The sequence below is a fragment of the Halomonas sp. 707B3 genome, assembly GCF_024158645.1.
GTDB lineage: Bacteria > Pseudomonadota > Gammaproteobacteria > Pseudomonadales > Halomonadaceae > Vreelandella > Vreelandella lionensis.
This window is the reverse complement of sequence record NZ_JAMZBE010000004.1, coordinates 1-14,213: the sequence shown is the minus strand read 5'-3', so window position 1 is coordinate 14,213 and position 14,213 is coordinate 1. Positions and strand designations below refer to the sequence as shown.

Sequence of the window (14,213 nt, the reverse complement as noted above, 5' to 3'; positions counted from 1 at the left end):
TTTCACATGGCAACAACCGTCAACTCTGACCTGATCATCTACAACGATCTGGCGCAGACCGCTTACTTGGAGCGCATCCAAGAGGTGTTTGAAGTATTCAACGCCGCTTCCCAGGGCGCGATCATTCTAGACTCCGAGTTGATCGAAGGCGACCTGCGCAAGCGCGCCTTCTACAAAATCGGCGGCTCCATTCAGCACCGCAACGTCAACTCTACCGCCACGGTCAGCGGCATCAAGATTGGCGCTGGTGAAATGACCGACATTAAAGTGCCGTTCAAGTACGGTCCCTACGAAACTACTGAGGAAGCTTTCAAGCGCCGTGCGCGCTCGCCTGAAGAGTTCTCCATGCTGGTCGGCCAAGACTACGCTGACGCGGTCATGGTCGGTCGTGTTGAGTACGCAATGGCCGCTCTAGAGGCCTCAATTGGCAGCAACAGCGCTATGTCGGTCGCTGGCTCATTTGCTGTCGACGGTAAAAAAGTGCTTACCAAGGGTCTGCGCACGCTGGGCGACCGCTTTGGTCGTGTCGCTATCTGGGTAATGGATTCCGCCACCTACTTCGACTTGGTGGATCAGTCTATCGCCGACAAGATTTACGGTGAGACAGACGTAGTGATCTACGGCGGACAACCCGGCACTATGGGTAAGCCTGTCCTAGTGACGGATATGTGCCCTGCCGACACCATCTTCGGCCTCCAGTCCGGCTCTGTCAGCATCACCGAGTCTCAGGCGCCCGGCTTCCGCTCCTACCTTATCGATAACCAAGAAAACTTGGCGATGGGCTTCCGCGCTGAGGGTACGTTCAACGTTGGGCTGATGGGCTACAGCTGGACCGGCTCCGAAAACCCCAACCTTGCGGCTATCGGCACCGGTGGCAACTGGACGAAGTACGCCACCAGCAACAAGAACACTGCCGGTTTCTTGATCAGCACGGCCGATGCTTCTGGCTCCGGCTCTGCGTCCGCTTCTGGCTCTGGCTCCTAAACCACTCTCGGGATAAATCATGCGAGTTCTTATCTACTCTCAGTCAGTGCTGGCAACGGCACTGGCCGGGGCTCTGTCTGCCATGGGTCACCGCATTGAAATGCGCAACCCGCGCTATTGGCGCGGAGAGATTGAGCCGTGTGATTTCCTGGTGGTGGGTGGTATGCGTGCAGGCCGTCGCATTGTGACGGCCTACGATCAACCGGCGCTGGTAGTCGATTGGGGCTACCTGCATCGGGTGAATAACCACGATGAAGTGCACAGCGGTCATTGGCAAGTGGGAATTGGCAATCTTAACCGGTTGCCGCCCTTCCCTTGCCCAACCGACCGCTTTGACTCCCTCGGCCTGGAAATTGCCGCAAAAGGTGGCGATGCCGAGGGCTATATTCTGCTCATCGGGCAAATGCCCGGTGACGCTGCCCATGCTGGCGTGAACCACGAGGCATGGCTGAAAGAACAGGTCGAGCGTTACGGCGCTGACAATATTCTCTATCGCCCGCACCCACGTGGCGGCGTTGATTTGAAAGGCGTAGAGCGTGACACAGGCTCTCTAAGCGACGCGCTTGAAGGCGCAAGGCTGGTGGTCACCTACAACAGCAACGCAGGCCATGAGGCATTGATGGCTGGCGTGCCGTTGGTCTGCGACCTATCAGCGGCCTATGCCGAGCTATCCGGCGAGCAATTGCCTAGCCTGGATGATCGTCGCGCCTACTTCGCTCGCGTGGCATACGGTCAATGGCTGGCCAGTGAAGCCGAGCAGTGCGCGGCGTTCATTATCGACCATCTGCTAACCGGTGAAGGCTTTGAGGGTGTAGGCGATGCCAGTGAGCCGCGAGGCGATAGCGAGCCATCACGCCGTGACTTCCTGCTAGACGAGATCGAACGACTCGGCGGCAAGCGCCCTGGGGCACGGAGCAAAGATGACACGCTTGAGCAGCGTTATGCCGAGTTAATCAACGCTGAGCATGGCGGTGACCAATGAATGCCGAGATAGCGTTTCGCAAGCTGTTGAGCATGGAGTTCTCGACAGTGCTGGACGTCGGCTCCGGCGCTGGCGAGCATGCCCGCGCAATGCGTGAGGCAGGCAAGCAGGTAACGACCATCGCTTACACAGGCGAGGCCGATATCATTGGCGACTACTGCGAAACCGATGTAGGTCAGTTTGACGCCATTTGGGCTAGCCATGTGCTGGAGCATCAGCCCGACCCGGGCAAGTTCCTACGCAAATGTTACGCCGACCTTAACGATAACGGCATCCTGGCGGTCACCGTGCCACCGATGAAGCCGGAGATTGTGGGCGGTCACCTCACGCTATGGAATGCAGGCCTGCTGCTCTACAGCTTGATCCTGGCGAGCTTTGACTGCTCACAGGCAATGGCCAAGACCTACGGCTATAACGTGAGTGTCATTGTCCGGAAGCGGCCAGCCGATTTGCCTGACTTGCACATGGACCGGGGCGACATTGAGCGCTTGGCCCACCTTTTCCCCATGCCAGTGAAGCAAGGCTTTAACGGCAACATCGCATCGATCAACTGGAGCTAGCGAAATGACCATCTATGTGACAGTTGAAGACGTGGATTTAGCGCTGGGTGATGCCTGGGCACAGGAAGCAGCAAAGCCTAGTGCTGTGATGCAAGCCAATGACTGGCTCACCAGCCGAAACATACCTGCCGACATTGACGACGACCGCATTGTTCGCGCCGGTGCTTATCTCGCCAAGATGGCAGCGGCAGGCACTTTGTACGCCGATACCCGGGGCGACGTGAAGCGCAAGCGGGTGAAAGCCGATAGCGTCGAGTCCGAAACCGAGTACGCCGATGGCTCCCGCGCTGTTCTTGGCGATATGGCCTACGTGACCGACCTGCTCAAGCCGTGGCTGAACCCGTTCGGCTCCCGCGTTCGCGTTTTATCGAGGCTTTGACATGGGACTACGTGAAGACTTACAAGCCGACATTGCCGAGGCATTTGATGACGTCGACGGCTTGGCCGACGCAGTGACAGCCTTCAGTTGTACGCGCGAAGTGGTGACCGGTGACTATGATGCCGAGACCGGCACCACGCCCCAAACCACCATCGGCTACCAGGGGCGCGGCGTGTTCGGCGGCTTCCGCCAGTTCGAGATCGATGGCAGCCGCATTCTGGCCACCGATACCAAGATCACGGCCCTGCAGAACGAAATCTGGCGGGTCGAGAATGGCGAGGTCACAAATACGCCGGAAGTGCCGCAGGTTGATGATGTGATCAACGGCCTCACAGTGCTTGACGTCCGAAAGGATCCTGCAGACGCCGCCTGGATCATCCAGGCTCGGAGGACGTAATGGCTAAGGGTGGCTGGTCCATGCCGCTCGGCGGCTTCATTCAGGAAGTAGAAAGCCAGCTCAGCAAACAAGGCGCTGAAATGGTGCTCTACGCCCTGCAGCAACTGATCATTCATTCCCCCGTCGATGAAGGCGCCTACCGTGGCTCCCACTTTCTGACGATCGATGACGTCGACCATGAAAAGGTGCCTCATTACGGGCCCGATGAATCAATGCGCGAAGCCGAGCGGATCCTGGCGACCAATCCCTCACCGTTCAAGCTGGTCACCATTCAGACGAACATCCCGTATGGCGAGCGCATCGAGGACGGTTGGTCTGGGCAAGCGCCGTATGGCGTTTACTCCATCGCCTACAACAACACGCGGGAGCGCTACGGACGATGAATCCAACGTTTGAAGGCATCCGGCTGGCCATTGAGCGCCGACTGGCGAGCTGGGACGGCGTCCCCGTGGAATATGACGGCGCGCCACAAACGCTAGAGCTGAAGACGGCGATCACCACTAAACAAAGCTGGGTGCGGTGCACGATTCAGCATGGTGACAGCTTTACGGCAGGCATTGGCAGCAGCCCATGCGTTCGGCGTACTGGCCTAATTCAGTTTCAAGTATTTACTGACCGGCTCAAGGGTTCCCGCCCTGCTGCTCTGCTGGCCGACTCGCTGGCCGCTCACTTCGAGTATCACCAGGATGGACAGTTCGAGACGCAGGCCGCCAGCGTTAAGCGCATAGGCGACTCCGATGGCTGGTACATGTATCGGGTGAGCCTGCCTTTCCGAATGGGCTAGCCCGCAAACCCGCACCACCCCAACCGCCTTCGTGGCGGTTTTTTTGTAACTCCACCACGAGGTAAAACCCAATGTCTGAAAGCAATCGCGTCAGAATCGCGTATCGCGTAGCGGGCAGCACAGACCCCTGGAAGATCATCCGCCGAACCAATGACGCGCTAACAGCGGGCACTGAGGTTCAGCGCTCCGATGAAGTGCGCTCCGACCGTCAGCGCTCAGGCCAAAAAGTCACGACGATTACCGCGGGCGGCACCGTGGACTTTGAAATGTCCGCCGGTTCGTTTGATGACTTCCTGGCGGCTGCGCTCTGCACCGACTGGACAGCAGATGTCCTGACCGTTGGTACCACAACCAAGCGGTTCGACATTTTGAAAAGCTACCTGGCTGACGATGAGCACATCATGTTCAGCGATATGGAGGTGGGCCAGCTTTCTCTAAGCGCCCAGTCCGGGCAGAAAATCACCGGCCAAATCACCTTCATGGGCCGCGCCGTGGATGATGACTATGACGTGACTGGCGCCACATTCACCGATGCCACGACCAGCATTATCTTCGATGCGTCCAGCAACCTGAATGGCATTACGGTGGATGGATCAGCGTTGACCAATACGTGCTTCAAGGCACTGGATATCACGATCAACAACAACCATCAGACCGACCAGTGCATTGGTTTCCAGTTCCAGAACCATTTCAAAGGCTCTTGCGATATCACCACCAGCAGCACCATCCGCATGGCGTCGTCAGCACTGGATCTTTGGCGCAACTCTATCGCCAACGTGCCGGTTGAGCTGGCCTTCACCATGGGTGCTGATGGCTACACCTATGACTTCGCGCTTGGGCACGTTGACCTATCCACTGAGCCGCCTTCTGGTGCGCTCGACGCCATTCTCGACATGAGCGTGGAAGGCACGGCGGCCGTAGCCAGCGATGGCCAGATGATTACCATCACCCGCACCGTGCCGGTCGCCCCCTAACCCGTTTGGCCCCTAAGCGTGCCCGTCTGTCGCGTGGCGGGGCCTCTTTTCTTCCAACAGACACCACAGACTGAGAGGAAAGCATCATGGGCTACAAATTTAACCGCTTCGATCAAGAAAAAATCACTGATGGCGAATGGACCGAGTTTGAAGGCGGTCGGTTCAAGATCGCAAAGAGCGGCAACACAGTCCACTTGGAGGCGAGCGAGCGCATTTCCAAAGAGCTGAACAAGAAATACCCGGAAGGTGACGTCCCGATCATGGAGCGCCTGCGCGCCACGGCTCGCGAATGGGCAGAGGGCGTATTGCGCGACTGGGAGGATATGGAAGCCGCTGACGGTAGCAACGTCCCCTACTCCATCGAAAACGCTACCACGCTGCTAATGAACGATGAACCGCTGTTCAATGCCGTGCGCCGCAAATCGCGTGATATGGCTCGCTTTGAGCAGGAGCATATCGAGTCTCAAGCAAAAAAGCCGCGCACTTCATCTCCTGGCAAGGCCGCTTCCAGCGAGTAGGTCAGACCTACGAACAGGCGGTTGAGGAATATCGGCGCGACTGTGAGTTTCTGGGCGTTGAGTTCGACGCACCTGAACTGGATAACAGGACAAGCTTCTGGATGCGCGCATTCTCGCTTTGCAACCGGGAGCGCCCTGTCACCATGGGCGGCATCGCGCAGATACCGCCCTCTAGCATGTTCTATCTATCCGACCGGCTACGATGGCCTTGCGATGACGAAGAGCTGCTAGAGGTGATTAGCCGCATGGATAACGCCTACCGCGAACTACACGAATCAAAGCAGCAACACCAAGCCGCCCACTGAGGCGGCTTTTTCGTATGCGCCATGCCCGGCGCGATCACCAGGGCCTCAACAGAAATGAGCTTCGGAGAGCTACGGCTAGCTCTGGGGCTGTAGTTCTGGGCAACGAGGCTCATTTCTAATGAGGAATAACATCATGTCAAACGTGGTTAAGCTAACCCCTGAAAGTGTTCCGGCATTCAAGTACCACGGAAAGCCGGTTGTTACATCAGGAATGCTCGCCCGACTCTATGGGGCGACGGAAAGCCAAATTCGCAAAAACCACAGCCGAAACAAGTCCCGCTTCATTGAGGGAAAGCACTATTACAAGGTTGATGGGAAAGAGCTTTCTGATTTGCGAGTGTCTTTAAGACACTCACAAATTTCGCTCAAGGCGCGGTCTGTCATCCTCTGGACGCAGCGCGGCGCCGCACGTCACGCCAAGATGCTGGAAACGAATAAAGCGTGGGATGTTTTCGAGGCGCTAGAGGATAACTACTTCGCCTCGCCGCTGGAGCGCTTACAAGAAGCAGTTGAAGCGCTCAAGACTCAAGATGAGCGCGGCAGCCGCGCAGGCCGAGAGCTTAACCGTCACAAACATGTTCGCCCACAGTATGCCAACGAGGTTGAGCGCCGATTTCAGGAAGTGCAGATGTCGTTACCGCACATTGGGGGAAGGGGCATCTAGGCGCTGGCAGACAAGAAGGCCGCAGTCTCGTCCATTAGCGCTGGGAAAATCGTCCGCTGTAAGCAAGCGAGCGCTACTGGAGGGAGCGCATGCAGTTATGCTTGCCACTGGCCTAACGCGAAGCGGCGCGCGTGCGAAACCGCAAGCCATAAAAATACACACCAGCACAGGTTGTAATCACTCCTTTCAGCCCCTATTCTCAACGCAAAAGCGCATCGTGATACCTCTGAATGACACGACTGCGTAAAGGGGAGGATATACACATATGGCTAACGTATTGAATATTGCCAACTATTTATTGGCTAAAGCCGCCGCATCAGAAGGCGAACGTGCAAAGCTTTCTAATCTCAAGCTGCAAAAGCTTTTGTATTATGTGCAGGGCTTTCATGCCGTTCTACTAAAGCGCCCGGCTTTCGATGACAGAATCGAAGCTTGGATGCATGGCCCTGTCATACCAACGGTTTACCACCATTATAAAGATCATGGAAATGCGCAGATCCCGGCCATCATGCCTCTTGAAGAGGTAGAGATAGATGAGGAAACCGCAGAGCTGGTTGATGAGGTTTTCAATGTGTACGCTCAGCACTCAGCTTGGCACCTACGCAATCTGACCCATGAAGAAGATCCTTGGATCAATCGCTTCGATGCCAACAGCGGATCAAGCGAAATTAAACTAGAAGACCTTGAGGCGTTTTTCCCTAGCCTATTGGAATAATGCTTCATGGCAAAGATCAAAAACAGGAACAAGCCTACTGGCAAAGGTGTGGCAGAGCGCTCTCCTGAAAAGCGTTCTGTTGACGCTATGACGCCTTGGTTTTGCTTCGCCAACCTGCGTCCTAGCCACTGCATTTCTCAGTGCACCAGAGACGAGCGTTCAGCCCTTGCAGAAACGCTAAGAAAGTTGAGCAGCTTGACTTGGCGAGAGCTTCGAGCAGCGCCTCGTCATGGGCTTGGCTATGAAAAAATTGGCCGCAGCTCATTTCAAGCCCCCATACCCCCTGCAATCACGGAAGACGTCGAGCTCTTGGCTTTTCGCTTCAATGGGAAAGCACCTATCGTAGGATATAGGCTTGATCGCGTATTCCATGTTGTATGGGTGGATCGCGCTTTTGACGTCTACAAGCACGGGTAACACAATCTCATAAATCTGCGCATAGCCCTCCTCCCCTTGTCGATTAGTCCATGACGATAGTAATCTGCAAGCTGAGGATCAAAAAATACGCTACGCTGTCGAATAAACTATAACGCTGAGCGCTGATGCCATCGCCCCTATGCGGGGAGGAGACCATGAACATAGAACAGCTTCTTGATCGCCTGAATCGAGATGACCGCCTCAAAAAGGCGGAAGAAAATTTCGACAGAGCTGCTGAGCAAATACAGCAGGCGACAAAGCGCATGGAGCAGAAGCGTAAAGAGTTCAATAGGGATAAGAAGAATGGAGCAAGAAACTCAGGGCATCGATTCACTCTTTGATTATTTTTATCTTGATGGTGATCGAATCAACCACTGGCTTGCCCAGCTTGACCAGGATGGTGTTCTAAACAGCCTGAGCTCAAAGAGCTCAAAAACCGAAGGCAGCGCGAGCAATGCTGGCTTTAAGGCTGGTTTAGAGGGAGGTCTGGCCAGCACCGAATCTTTCCAAGATGCTATTGAGCGCACGTACAGTTCCGAGTGGTCAAGACCTTTGATGTTGCTAGACCTTCTTAGCCGTGAAGGGATGATCCATAAGGACATCAATTCCTGCCCTATTGGCTCCCTGGTGCAGACCTCTGGCAGTGTTCAGCTTTTTGATATCAGTTTCATCCAATCCGGTATCGACGTTTTCAAGCGCATGGCCTTGGCAGATAAGGGTATTAATAGCGGAAAGCCAAAGGGCAGCCAAAAACGCACTCATCAGAGCGAAATCGATCATTTGGACATGATCGGAGAAATGATCAAGATTCTCCCCAACAACCCCCAAATCTATATAAAAGATTCGAACAAACAGGTCATTTGGTCTGCTCTTGAGCAAAGGCACATGCGCGTAAACCCGACATCCCTTTCTCTTTCGAATGGTGCGTTCTTGAGCGGGGAGTGGCATGCGATCGGCATTCTGGATGGCCATAAAGATGATGACTTAATTCCTCCGCCAACTCCGTTTGCCACAAGCGACCTGTCCAACTCTATTTGCCATATGCTACAGGCTTTAAAAACGGGTATTGGCCGAGGGGCAGGTACTTTCTCAATGACGCCTTTGGTAATTTTCAGGGCTATTCAGCCAATGGGTGAAAAATAAAAAGGGGGAAGGATGAGACTATTAGCAGTCGCAGCGCTGGCGGGATGAATAAGCCCCGCCGAAGCGGGGCTTGAAGTAGAGGTTGCTGAAGAATTTAAGCTCAAGTGTGATGAATTTCATGCGGCCACCTTCTGGTTATCAATGCTCCGCCAGTAGTCGTATATGCCTTCCATTAACGGGCCTAGGGTCATGATTGAGTTTCTCAACCAGAGATGAGCCTGCATTAACACCAAGCTGTCGTGATCCAGTTCACAGGCCGTGGATAGCGAATGCTCAGCAAGCTCAAAAGCACAGGAGGCGTAGTCTTCAAGCAGCTCGCCTATATCGGCTTCGTTGTGTTTGCCAGCAAACCACACAGCGATGCGCTGACGCAGCGCCAAAGGCATTGTCGTGCTGCCAAGCTGTTTATTAGGCTGCTCAATTAGCCCTGCCACAATACGCAATGCTTGAGCGCCACAGGCTATGTCACGACCGCAGGACTTGGCGATAGCAGCGAATGAAGCGCCCTCTTTGCGAGCGCCTAGTTCCAAAAGCTGAGAGATGGCGTCTAGGGATTCGGCTTGCTCAACGAGGTTGTGGGCTAGGTTTCTCATGCTGCATCCTCCCGTCCAAAAAGCTCTGACAGATCGACGCCGTAGCACTCGAGCCAAGCTTGCGCAGGCCAAGCGACCACTTCGCCATAGCGCGGGCATGGCACTTTGCTTGGCGTTACGCCGTTGTCCGTGCACCACTTTTTTAGAGGCCGGAAGCCTTGGCCGCCGAATTTCTTGCTCATCGCTTTTTCCACGGCGGTCATGGTGGCTTCTGTAGCATTGCGGCCTAGCTCTTGCTCCAGCTTCTGCATTTTGCGAGAAGCGGCAGATAGCTTGCCCATTACCGAGGCTTCGCGGCTGCTGCTAATTTGGGCCTTGGTGGCAATCGCTTGGTCGCGTTCAGATTCGGCAGCAATACGGGCCTGCTCTGACTCAAGAGCGATTTGTAAAATTTCCATGCGGGAGAGTTGAGCTGGCTTAGCGGTCTGCCCTTCTAGCTCCTGCCAGCGATCAACAAGGCGAGCGGTGAATTCGGGACATAGCTGGGCGACAACAACGTAGCTATCGCGCTTACCCTTTTCGCCTTCGAAAACATAATAGGTGCTCGGACGACCGCTTGTAGGCTTTTCCACCAACGGTGGTAAAGTGATAACGGCGCGGGTTGCGAGGCGTTCCACTGCCCGCTTAACGCTGTCATGGCGAGCCTCGACAAGTTCGGAAATTTCCAAACTGGTCATGCTGGCGGCGGAAGAATCTGGATTTGAATGAAGCACAGTGTTAGTATTCATTTGATATCACCTTTCTTAAGCGGTTTGCGTGATTTTGAGACCCTGGCGACCCCCATCGCCGGGGTTTCTTCATTTTTGCGCTTGCATGGCATTATATTTCTCCTCTCTCCAAGCCATGCCCTGCTCGATCAGCAGGCCCATTTCAGCGCTAACGGTGCGCCGATTCTCGTCTGCAAGCTTCTTTACCTTGTTGCCAATCTCTTCGTGCAAGCGAAGGGAGTAAGCTTTTTTGTGGTCGTTCATAGTTACCTCCGGTGTGTTTGTATACGTAGATTAGAAGCATAAATAATTTGTTGCAAGCAAAATCTGCACATAAACACAAATTGTGCTCGTTGACGCTAGCAACAATGCCGTAAATACTTGCCTTTACAGTGTTTACGGGGCAGTAGATATGGCGACTAAGAAAGCAACGAACAAATCTAGCAACCCGACCATTAGTGTCTCGTTGCGAATCGATCCAAAAACTAAGTATCTTATTGATTTGCTTGCAAGAGATCAGAAGCGAACAATAACGGGTGTGATCGAATGGGCGATTGAGCGAGCGGCGGCTCAAGTGCAGTTTGATCAGAATAGCGGTACTTATTACAACGATATGATTGATGAGCTTTGGTCAACAGACGAGGCCACCCGACTCACCGCTCTAGCACTGCATAAGCCTTCCTTGCTTGATTACGATCAGATGCGAATTTGGGAGACTGTGAAAGCATCGCCTGACTTATGGCGATCGGGTTATATGCCCTCGCCTAACCTGCCGATTCATGCGCATGCCCTGGAGGTAGGCATTATCAGGCGATACTGGGATTCAATAGTTGAGCATGTAGACCAATTCAGGCACAGCCCAGCAGTAAAACCCTTTGTGCTAACAAGCGAGCAAAAAAAAGAAGCGGGTATTAGTGATAGCAACTTCGATGATTTTCCCGATGAGCTGCCGTTCTGAGGTGATGTTTTCAGTGGTTCCCGACACCCCAAACTAGCGCCGCCCTCCCCTGGTGCGCTAATCTAAGGTAACAACCCCGCTCAATCGGAGGCTTACATGGAGATGGCTAGACTTGGCTCAGCGCTCGCGAGCATCGTCAGCATCACGCCGCCACGTCGGCGCAAAATTGAACCTATCCCACTGCTGGAGACAGGTTACGAAGGCCGCACGGATCAGGAAGCGCTGTGGAGCGACTTCATGGCGGTGGGCACGGATATGCGCGTGGCGATGAGGAAGCATGAGCAATCAATCATCAGGGAATGACCTTTCCGAGCAGATGAGGCAGCAGCACCGGCTTCTTTTGTCGCAACATACCGTCACTAAATCCTCTAGTCCTATCCCCTCGGCACAAGAGATCGAGCACTATGAGCGTGCCTTTCCTGGCTCCGCTGAACGCATCTTTGGTATGGCTGAGAAGGAGCAGGCGCATCGACACGAGCGCGAAAAAGAGCAGCAAGACATCAATACGAAGGCCATGAAGGCCAATATCGAGACTGCTGAAGCTAACGCGAGAGCGCAGGACGCCGCCAACGGCGAAATCCGCCGGGGTCAATGGATGGCTTTCATCTTGTCGCTCGGCTATCTCGCTGCAACCGTCTATCTGGCTACCGAGGGTATGGAGATCGTGGCTTCTGCCATGACGCTTGGCGGGGTGGCCGCAATAGCTGCCGTATTTATACGCACGCGCAGCCATGCGGCGCAGAAAGAGAGCAAAAACAAAGAAGAGTCTGAGCAAGGATAATAAGGGGGGGAGGATGACGGACCATCTAGGGGAAGCGGCTAAGGCGAAGCATGCATCCAAGCAAGCAGTTCGCGAAAAGCGTTATAACGATGCATGGACCCACCTTCAAAGCCAGCAAGATGAATGGACTACTAGCGCGACTCAGCGTGGGTTTACTCCTCAGCAGCTTCTGAATCTTCTCTCTCCTATTTGGGTAGACCGCGCAAACATTCATCGCCTCGAAGGTAATCATAGAGATGCTTTAGCAACCATCATGTATGCCGTAGCATCTACCAACAGGCCTACGAAGGCTGATGCTGCCAAGGTTTCATCATACTTCAAGCGCTGCAAGTTCAAGGCCGCGAAAGAGCCAGACCTTAAGCGGGCCATGAGCGCTATCAAGCGCGACCCTGATATTCGGCTAGCTCAAGAATGCGTGAGGGAATGGCAATGATGCGGATGATTTTGGTAACCCTGGTTCTTCTTTTGCTGTCCGGGTGTGGTGAGCCAAAGGAGGAGCAAGAGGCGCGCATGCAAGAAGCGCGTGAGATAGCCGCTCTATCACAAGATGCCGATCAGCACTTGGAAGGGTTTGCTGGTGCGATTGCTGAGCTAATGCAGGACGATGATTGTAGCGCTGCAGTCATGCGTGATGGCGGCGGGTTTTCTCGCGCAACGGGCGAGGACTATTACTTTCTGTACTGTGGCGAGCCAATGAATAAGGCGCGTCGCTGGTACTTTGACCCTGGGACAGAAAAGCTCACCCGATTCTCTGCTGAGATATAAATAGCAAACAACCAAAAGGTCGCTTCGGCGGCCTTTTTTATTGCCTGGAGGAAAGCTCATGGCTTACCAGAGCCGTTTAGCACTAATTGTCGATGCGCGCTCTGGAGAGCGTGAGCTGCGGCGCTTTGAAAGCAGGCTGAACGAGGTAGACCGCGCAGGCACTCGCACTTCTGGGGCTGTTGAACGCGTTAACGATGGCATCGCCAGCACTCGCGGCGTAGCAATGGCCGCGACTGGCGCTCTGGCTGGACTGACTGGAGCTATGTCTGCCGGTCAAATCATCCGCTACGCTGACGCCTGGACAAACACCACTAACCAGATTCAGCAAGTAACCAGCACCTCCGAAGAGCTTTTGGACGTACAGCAAAAGCTAGTTCAAGTGGCGCTGGATACCCGATCCAACTTTGAGTCAACAGCGAACCTCTATTCGCGCCTAGCGCGCAGCACCACTGAGCTTGGCCTTAGCCAGCAAGATCTCTTAAACCTAACCACCACCATCAACCAGAGCTTCGCGGTATCCGGCGCGACTGCCGAGGAAGCCGCTAACGCCATAACCCAGCTAAGCCAAGGTCTTGCGGCTGGAGCGCTGCGGGGCGACGAGTTCAACAGCGTTGCTGAGCAAGCCCCTGGAATCCTGCGAGCTGTCGCTGAATCGCTCAACATGAACATTGGCGAGCTTCGCGAATTTGCGGCCACTGGCGGCATTACCGCTGAGATTGTCGTTGAAGCATTGCAGTTAGCAAGCGAGGAAATCGACCAGACCTTCGGTGGCTCTATCGCCTCTTTTGGGCAAAAGATGGAGGTTGCCAATACTCAGATTATTGAATGGGTAGGCACAAGCGAACAGGTTGGCTCCGCAGTAAATGTGCTAGGCGATAGCATTGTAGGCCTGACCGAAAATATTGATTTACTAGTTGACGCGGGAATAGGAATTGCCGCTATTTACGGGGCTCGATTAACCGCCTCTTTGGCTAGCAGCGCAGCGGGCATAGTTAACAATATCACCGTAACTCGCGCCCACACTATCGCCCTGGCTGAGAATCAGGCGATGGAAGCCGGTCGAGCTGCGACCATGGCGCGCACCACGGCAGCCGAGCAAGCCGCCGCTGCACAGCGTGCCAGCATTGCCGCACAGCGAGCCGCGCAAGACCGTGCCGCCATTGCCCAAGATGCCCAGCGCTTAGCCTCTACACAAGCCGCCTTGGCTGCCGAGCGTGCGCTCGAAACGCAGCGGCTACAGGCGCAAATCAGCGCCACAGGTCGCCAGCAGTCTATCGCTCGCTTAGCCGAGTTGCGCGCCTCTGAAACAGCGGTTACCAACCAGCTCACAGCAGCCAACCAGCGCTTGACACAAGCAGAAGCTGCCGAGGCATCGGCTAAGCGCGCTGCCACCATGGCGAGCGTGGAAAAAACACGGGCCGATGCTGCTGCGACTGCTGCAATGGGCACATATACCACTGCTGCCACTGCCGCCACTCGCGCTAACGGACTTTTGGCGGCATCGGGTCGGGTCGCTGCCGGGGCCATGGCTCTTGTTGGTGGGCCAGTCGGCGCAGCCGTAGTAGCGGCGGGAGCAATCTACTATTT

At 54.8% G+C, this 14,213-nt stretch carries 24 protein-coding genes; 21 read left to right on the top strand and 3 right to left on the bottom strand.

The features are described 5' to 3' along the window. The first annotated feature begins 6 nt into the window (after positions 1-6). The 15 genes from BIS10_RS01030 (at position 7) to BIS10_RS00960 (ending at position 8,822) form a co-directional block, all read left to right on the top strand. Entirely contained in the window at positions 7-984 is a 978-nt protein-coding gene (locus BIS10_RS01030) for a major capsid protein (RefSeq protein ID WP_253501522.1), read from the top strand. A 19-nt stretch (positions 985-1,003) separates the two neighbouring features. After that, positions 1,004-1,966 carry a hypothetical protein gene (locus tag BIS10_RS01025; protein WP_253501519.1) on the top strand — a complete coding sequence of 321 codons (963 nt, stop codon included), beginning with the start codon at positions 1,004-1,006 and terminating at the stop codon, positions 1,964-1,966. Further along, entirely contained in the window at positions 1,963-2,526 is a 564-nt protein-coding gene (locus tag BIS10_RS01020) for a bifunctional 2-polyprenyl-6-hydroxyphenol methylase/3-demethylubiquinol 3-O-methyltransferase UbiG (protein WP_253501516.1), read from the top strand. The genes BIS10_RS01025 and BIS10_RS01020 overlap by 4 nt, the downstream gene beginning before the upstream one ends. Positions 2,527-2,530: 4 nt before the next feature. Further along, the gene (locus tag BIS10_RS01015) at positions 2,531-2,905 is read left to right on the top strand and encodes a hypothetical protein (RefSeq protein WP_253501514.1); all 375 of its coding nucleotides are present in this window, start codon (positions 2,531-2,533) and stop codon (positions 2,903-2,905) included. Between the two features lies 1 nt (position 2,906). Further along, the gene (locus BIS10_RS01010; protein WP_253501511.1) at positions 2,907-3,302 is read left to right on the top strand and encodes a glutamate 5-kinase; all 396 of its coding nucleotides are present in this window, start codon (positions 2,907-2,909) and stop codon (positions 3,300-3,302) included. A 20-nt stretch (positions 3,303-3,322) separates the two neighbouring features. After that, on the top strand, positions 3,323-3,685 hold the full coding sequence (locus BIS10_RS01005) for a hypothetical protein (protein ID WP_253501508.1): 363 nt from the start codon (positions 3,323-3,325) through the stop codon (positions 3,683-3,685). Continuing rightward, the gene (locus tag BIS10_RS01000) at positions 3,682-4,086 is read left to right on the top strand and encodes a phage tail terminator-like protein (RefSeq protein ID WP_253501505.1); all 405 of its coding nucleotides are present in this window, start codon (positions 3,682-3,684) and stop codon (positions 4,084-4,086) included. The genes BIS10_RS01005 and BIS10_RS01000 overlap by 4 nt, the downstream gene beginning before the upstream one ends. Positions 4,087-4,157: 71 nt before the next feature. After that, entirely contained in the window at positions 4,158-5,060 is a 903-nt protein-coding gene (locus tag BIS10_RS00995) for a phage tail tube protein (RefSeq protein ID WP_253501502.1), read from the top strand. Between the two features lie 86 nt (positions 5,061-5,146). Beyond that, positions 5,147-5,578: a hypothetical protein gene (locus BIS10_RS00990; protein ID WP_253501499.1), complete on the top strand. Its 432-nt coding sequence runs from the start codon at positions 5,147-5,149 to the stop codon at positions 5,576-5,578. Between the two features lie 101 nt (positions 5,579-5,679). Beyond that, the gene (locus tag BIS10_RS00985) at positions 5,680-5,883 is read left to right on the top strand and encodes a hypothetical protein (RefSeq protein ID WP_253501496.1); all 204 of its coding nucleotides are present in this window, start codon (positions 5,680-5,682) and stop codon (positions 5,881-5,883) included. A gap of 133 nt (positions 5,884-6,016) precedes the next feature. After that, positions 6,017-6,547, top strand: a complete 531-nt coding sequence (locus tag BIS10_RS00980) for an ORF6N domain-containing protein (protein ID WP_253501493.1) — start codon at positions 6,017-6,019, stop codon at positions 6,545-6,547. A gap of 265 nt (positions 6,548-6,812) precedes the next feature. Further along, positions 6,813-7,262, top strand: coding sequence for a Panacea domain-containing protein (locus BIS10_RS00975; RefSeq protein ID WP_253501490.1), 450 nt, complete (start codon positions 6,813-6,815; stop codon positions 7,260-7,262). Positions 7,263-7,268: 6 nt separating this feature from the next. Continuing rightward, complete coding sequence (locus tag BIS10_RS00970) at positions 7,269-7,679, top strand: hypothetical protein (protein WP_253501488.1); 411 nt, start codon at positions 7,269-7,271, stop codon at positions 7,677-7,679. Between the two features lie 155 nt (positions 7,680-7,834). Further along, positions 7,835-8,020 (top strand): hypothetical protein, encoded by a 186-nt coding sequence (locus BIS10_RS00965; protein WP_253501485.1) that lies wholly within the window; start codon positions 7,835-7,837, stop codon positions 8,018-8,020. After that, entirely contained in the window at positions 7,983-8,822 is an 840-nt protein-coding gene (locus BIS10_RS00960) for a hypothetical protein (RefSeq protein ID WP_253501482.1), read from the top strand. Before BIS10_RS00965 ends, BIS10_RS00960 begins: the two co-directional genes overlap by 38 nt. A gap of 116 nt (positions 8,823-8,938) precedes the next feature. Here the strand turns inward: BIS10_RS00960 and BIS10_RS00955 are convergent, their stop codons facing one another. The 3 genes from BIS10_RS00955 to BIS10_RS00945 form a co-directional block, all read right to left on the bottom strand. Then, the gene (locus BIS10_RS00955) at positions 8,939-9,415 is read right to left on the bottom strand and encodes a hypothetical protein (RefSeq protein WP_253501479.1); all 477 of its coding nucleotides are present in this window, start codon (positions 9,413-9,415) and stop codon (positions 8,939-8,941) included. Continuing rightward, a complete protein-coding gene (locus BIS10_RS00950) occupies positions 9,412-10,143 on the bottom strand; it encodes a Rha family transcriptional regulator (protein WP_253501476.1) in 732 nt (243 codons plus the stop codon). Before BIS10_RS00950 ends, BIS10_RS00955 begins: the two co-directional genes overlap by 4 nt. Before the next feature lie 69 nt (positions 10,144-10,212). After that, complete coding sequence (locus BIS10_RS00945) at positions 10,213-10,386, bottom strand: hypothetical protein (RefSeq protein ID WP_253501473.1); 174 nt, start codon at positions 10,384-10,386, stop codon at positions 10,213-10,215. 148 nt (positions 10,387-10,534) lie between these two features. On the opposite strand from BIS10_RS00945, the gene BIS10_RS00940 reads away from it, so the two are divergent. The 6 genes from BIS10_RS00940 to BIS10_RS00915 form a co-directional block, all read left to right on the top strand. Next, complete coding sequence (locus BIS10_RS00940; protein ID WP_253501470.1) at positions 10,535-11,080, top strand: hypothetical protein; 546 nt, start codon at positions 10,535-10,537, stop codon at positions 11,078-11,080. 96 nt (positions 11,081-11,176) lie between these two features. Then, positions 11,177-11,383, top strand: coding sequence for a hypothetical protein (locus tag BIS10_RS00935; RefSeq protein WP_253501467.1), 207 nt, complete (start codon positions 11,177-11,179; stop codon positions 11,381-11,383). Next, positions 11,358-11,861: a DUF2335 domain-containing protein gene (locus tag BIS10_RS00930; protein ID WP_253501465.1), complete on the top strand. Its 504-nt coding sequence runs from the start codon at positions 11,358-11,360 to the stop codon at positions 11,859-11,861. The genes BIS10_RS00935 and BIS10_RS00930 overlap by 26 nt, the downstream gene beginning before the upstream one ends. Before the next feature lie 13 nt (positions 11,862-11,874). Further along, positions 11,875-12,294 (top strand): hypothetical protein, encoded by a 420-nt coding sequence (locus BIS10_RS00925; RefSeq protein WP_253501462.1) that lies wholly within the window; start codon positions 11,875-11,877, stop codon positions 12,292-12,294. Continuing rightward, positions 12,291-12,626 carry a hypothetical protein gene (locus tag BIS10_RS00920; protein ID WP_253501459.1) on the top strand — a complete coding sequence of 112 codons (336 nt, stop codon included), beginning with the start codon at positions 12,291-12,293 and terminating at the stop codon, positions 12,624-12,626. The genes BIS10_RS00925 and BIS10_RS00920 overlap by 4 nt, the downstream gene beginning before the upstream one ends. A 58-nt stretch (positions 12,627-12,684) precedes the next feature. Next, a partial coding sequence (locus BIS10_RS00915) for a tape measure protein (RefSeq protein WP_253501456.1) occupies positions 12,685-14,213 on the top strand: 1,529 nt, incomplete at its 3' end.

Bases quoted from the DNA above. Each gene is read 5' to 3' on its own strand.
- BIS10_RS01015 (WP_253501514.1), top strand. From the start codon at position 2,531: ATGACCATCTATGTGACAGTTGAAGACGTGGATTTAGCGCTGGGTGAT.
- BIS10_RS00980 (WP_253501493.1), top strand. From the start codon at position 6,017: ATGTCAAACGTGGTTAAGCTAACCCCTGAAAGTGTTCCGGCATTCAAG.
- BIS10_RS00955 (WP_253501479.1), bottom strand. From the start codon at position 9,415: ATGAGAAACCTAGCCCACAACCTCGTTGAGCAAGCCGAATCCCTAGAC.
- BIS10_RS00935 (WP_253501467.1), top strand. From the start codon at position 11,177: ATGGAGATGGCTAGACTTGGCTCAGCGCTCGCGAGCATCGTCAGCATC.
- BIS10_RS00940 (WP_253501470.1), top strand. From the start codon at position 10,535: ATGGCGACTAAGAAAGCAACGAACAAATCTAGCAACCCGACCATTAGT.
- BIS10_RS01025 (WP_253501519.1), top strand. From the start codon at position 1,004: ATGCGAGTTCTTATCTACTCTCAGTCAGTGCTGGCAACGGCACTGGCC.
- BIS10_RS00930 (WP_253501465.1), top strand. From the start codon at position 11,358: ATGAGCAATCAATCATCAGGGAATGACCTTTCCGAGCAGATGAGGCAG.
- BIS10_RS01010 (WP_253501511.1), top strand. From the start codon at position 2,907: ATGGGACTACGTGAAGACTTACAAGCCGACATTGCCGAGGCATTTGAT.
- BIS10_RS00970 (WP_253501488.1), top strand. From the start codon at position 7,269: ATGGCAAAGATCAAAAACAGGAACAAGCCTACTGGCAAAGGTGTGGCA.
- BIS10_RS01020 (WP_253501516.1), top strand. From the start codon at position 1,963: ATGAATGCCGAGATAGCGTTTCGCAAGCTGTTGAGCATGGAGTTCTCG.
- BIS10_RS00990 (WP_253501499.1), top strand. From the start codon at position 5,147: ATGGGCTACAAATTTAACCGCTTCGATCAAGAAAAAATCACTGATGGC.
- BIS10_RS00950 (WP_253501476.1), bottom strand. From the start codon at position 10,143: ATGAATACTAACACTGTGCTTCATTCAAATCCAGATTCTTCCGCCGCC.
- BIS10_RS00965 (WP_253501485.1), top strand. From the start codon at position 7,835: ATGAACATAGAACAGCTTCTTGATCGCCTGAATCGAGATGACCGCCTC.
- BIS10_RS00995 (WP_253501502.1), top strand. From the start codon at position 4,158: ATGTCTGAAAGCAATCGCGTCAGAATCGCGTATCGCGTAGCGGGCAGC.
- BIS10_RS00945 (WP_253501473.1), bottom strand. From the start codon at position 10,386: ATGAACGACCACAAAAAAGCTTACTCCCTTCGCTTGCACGAAGAGATT.
- BIS10_RS01030 (WP_253501522.1), top strand. From the start codon at position 7: ATGGCAACAACCGTCAACTCTGACCTGATCATCTACAACGATCTGGCG.
- BIS10_RS00920 (WP_253501459.1), top strand. From the start codon at position 12,291: ATGATGCGGATGATTTTGGTAACCCTGGTTCTTCTTTTGCTGTCCGGG.
- BIS10_RS00985 (WP_253501496.1), top strand. From the start codon at position 5,680: ATGCGCGCATTCTCGCTTTGCAACCGGGAGCGCCCTGTCACCATGGGC.
- BIS10_RS00960 (WP_253501482.1), top strand. From the start codon at position 7,983: ATGGAGCAAGAAACTCAGGGCATCGATTCACTCTTTGATTATTTTTAT.
- BIS10_RS00925 (WP_253501462.1), top strand. From the start codon at position 11,875: ATGACGGACCATCTAGGGGAAGCGGCTAAGGCGAAGCATGCATCCAAG.
- BIS10_RS01005 (WP_253501508.1), top strand. From the start codon at position 3,323: ATGCCGCTCGGCGGCTTCATTCAGGAAGTAGAAAGCCAGCTCAGCAAA.
- BIS10_RS01000 (WP_253501505.1), top strand. From the start codon at position 3,682: ATGAATCCAACGTTTGAAGGCATCCGGCTGGCCATTGAGCGCCGACTG.
- BIS10_RS00975 (WP_253501490.1), top strand. From the start codon at position 6,813: ATGGCTAACGTATTGAATATTGCCAACTATTTATTGGCTAAAGCCGCC.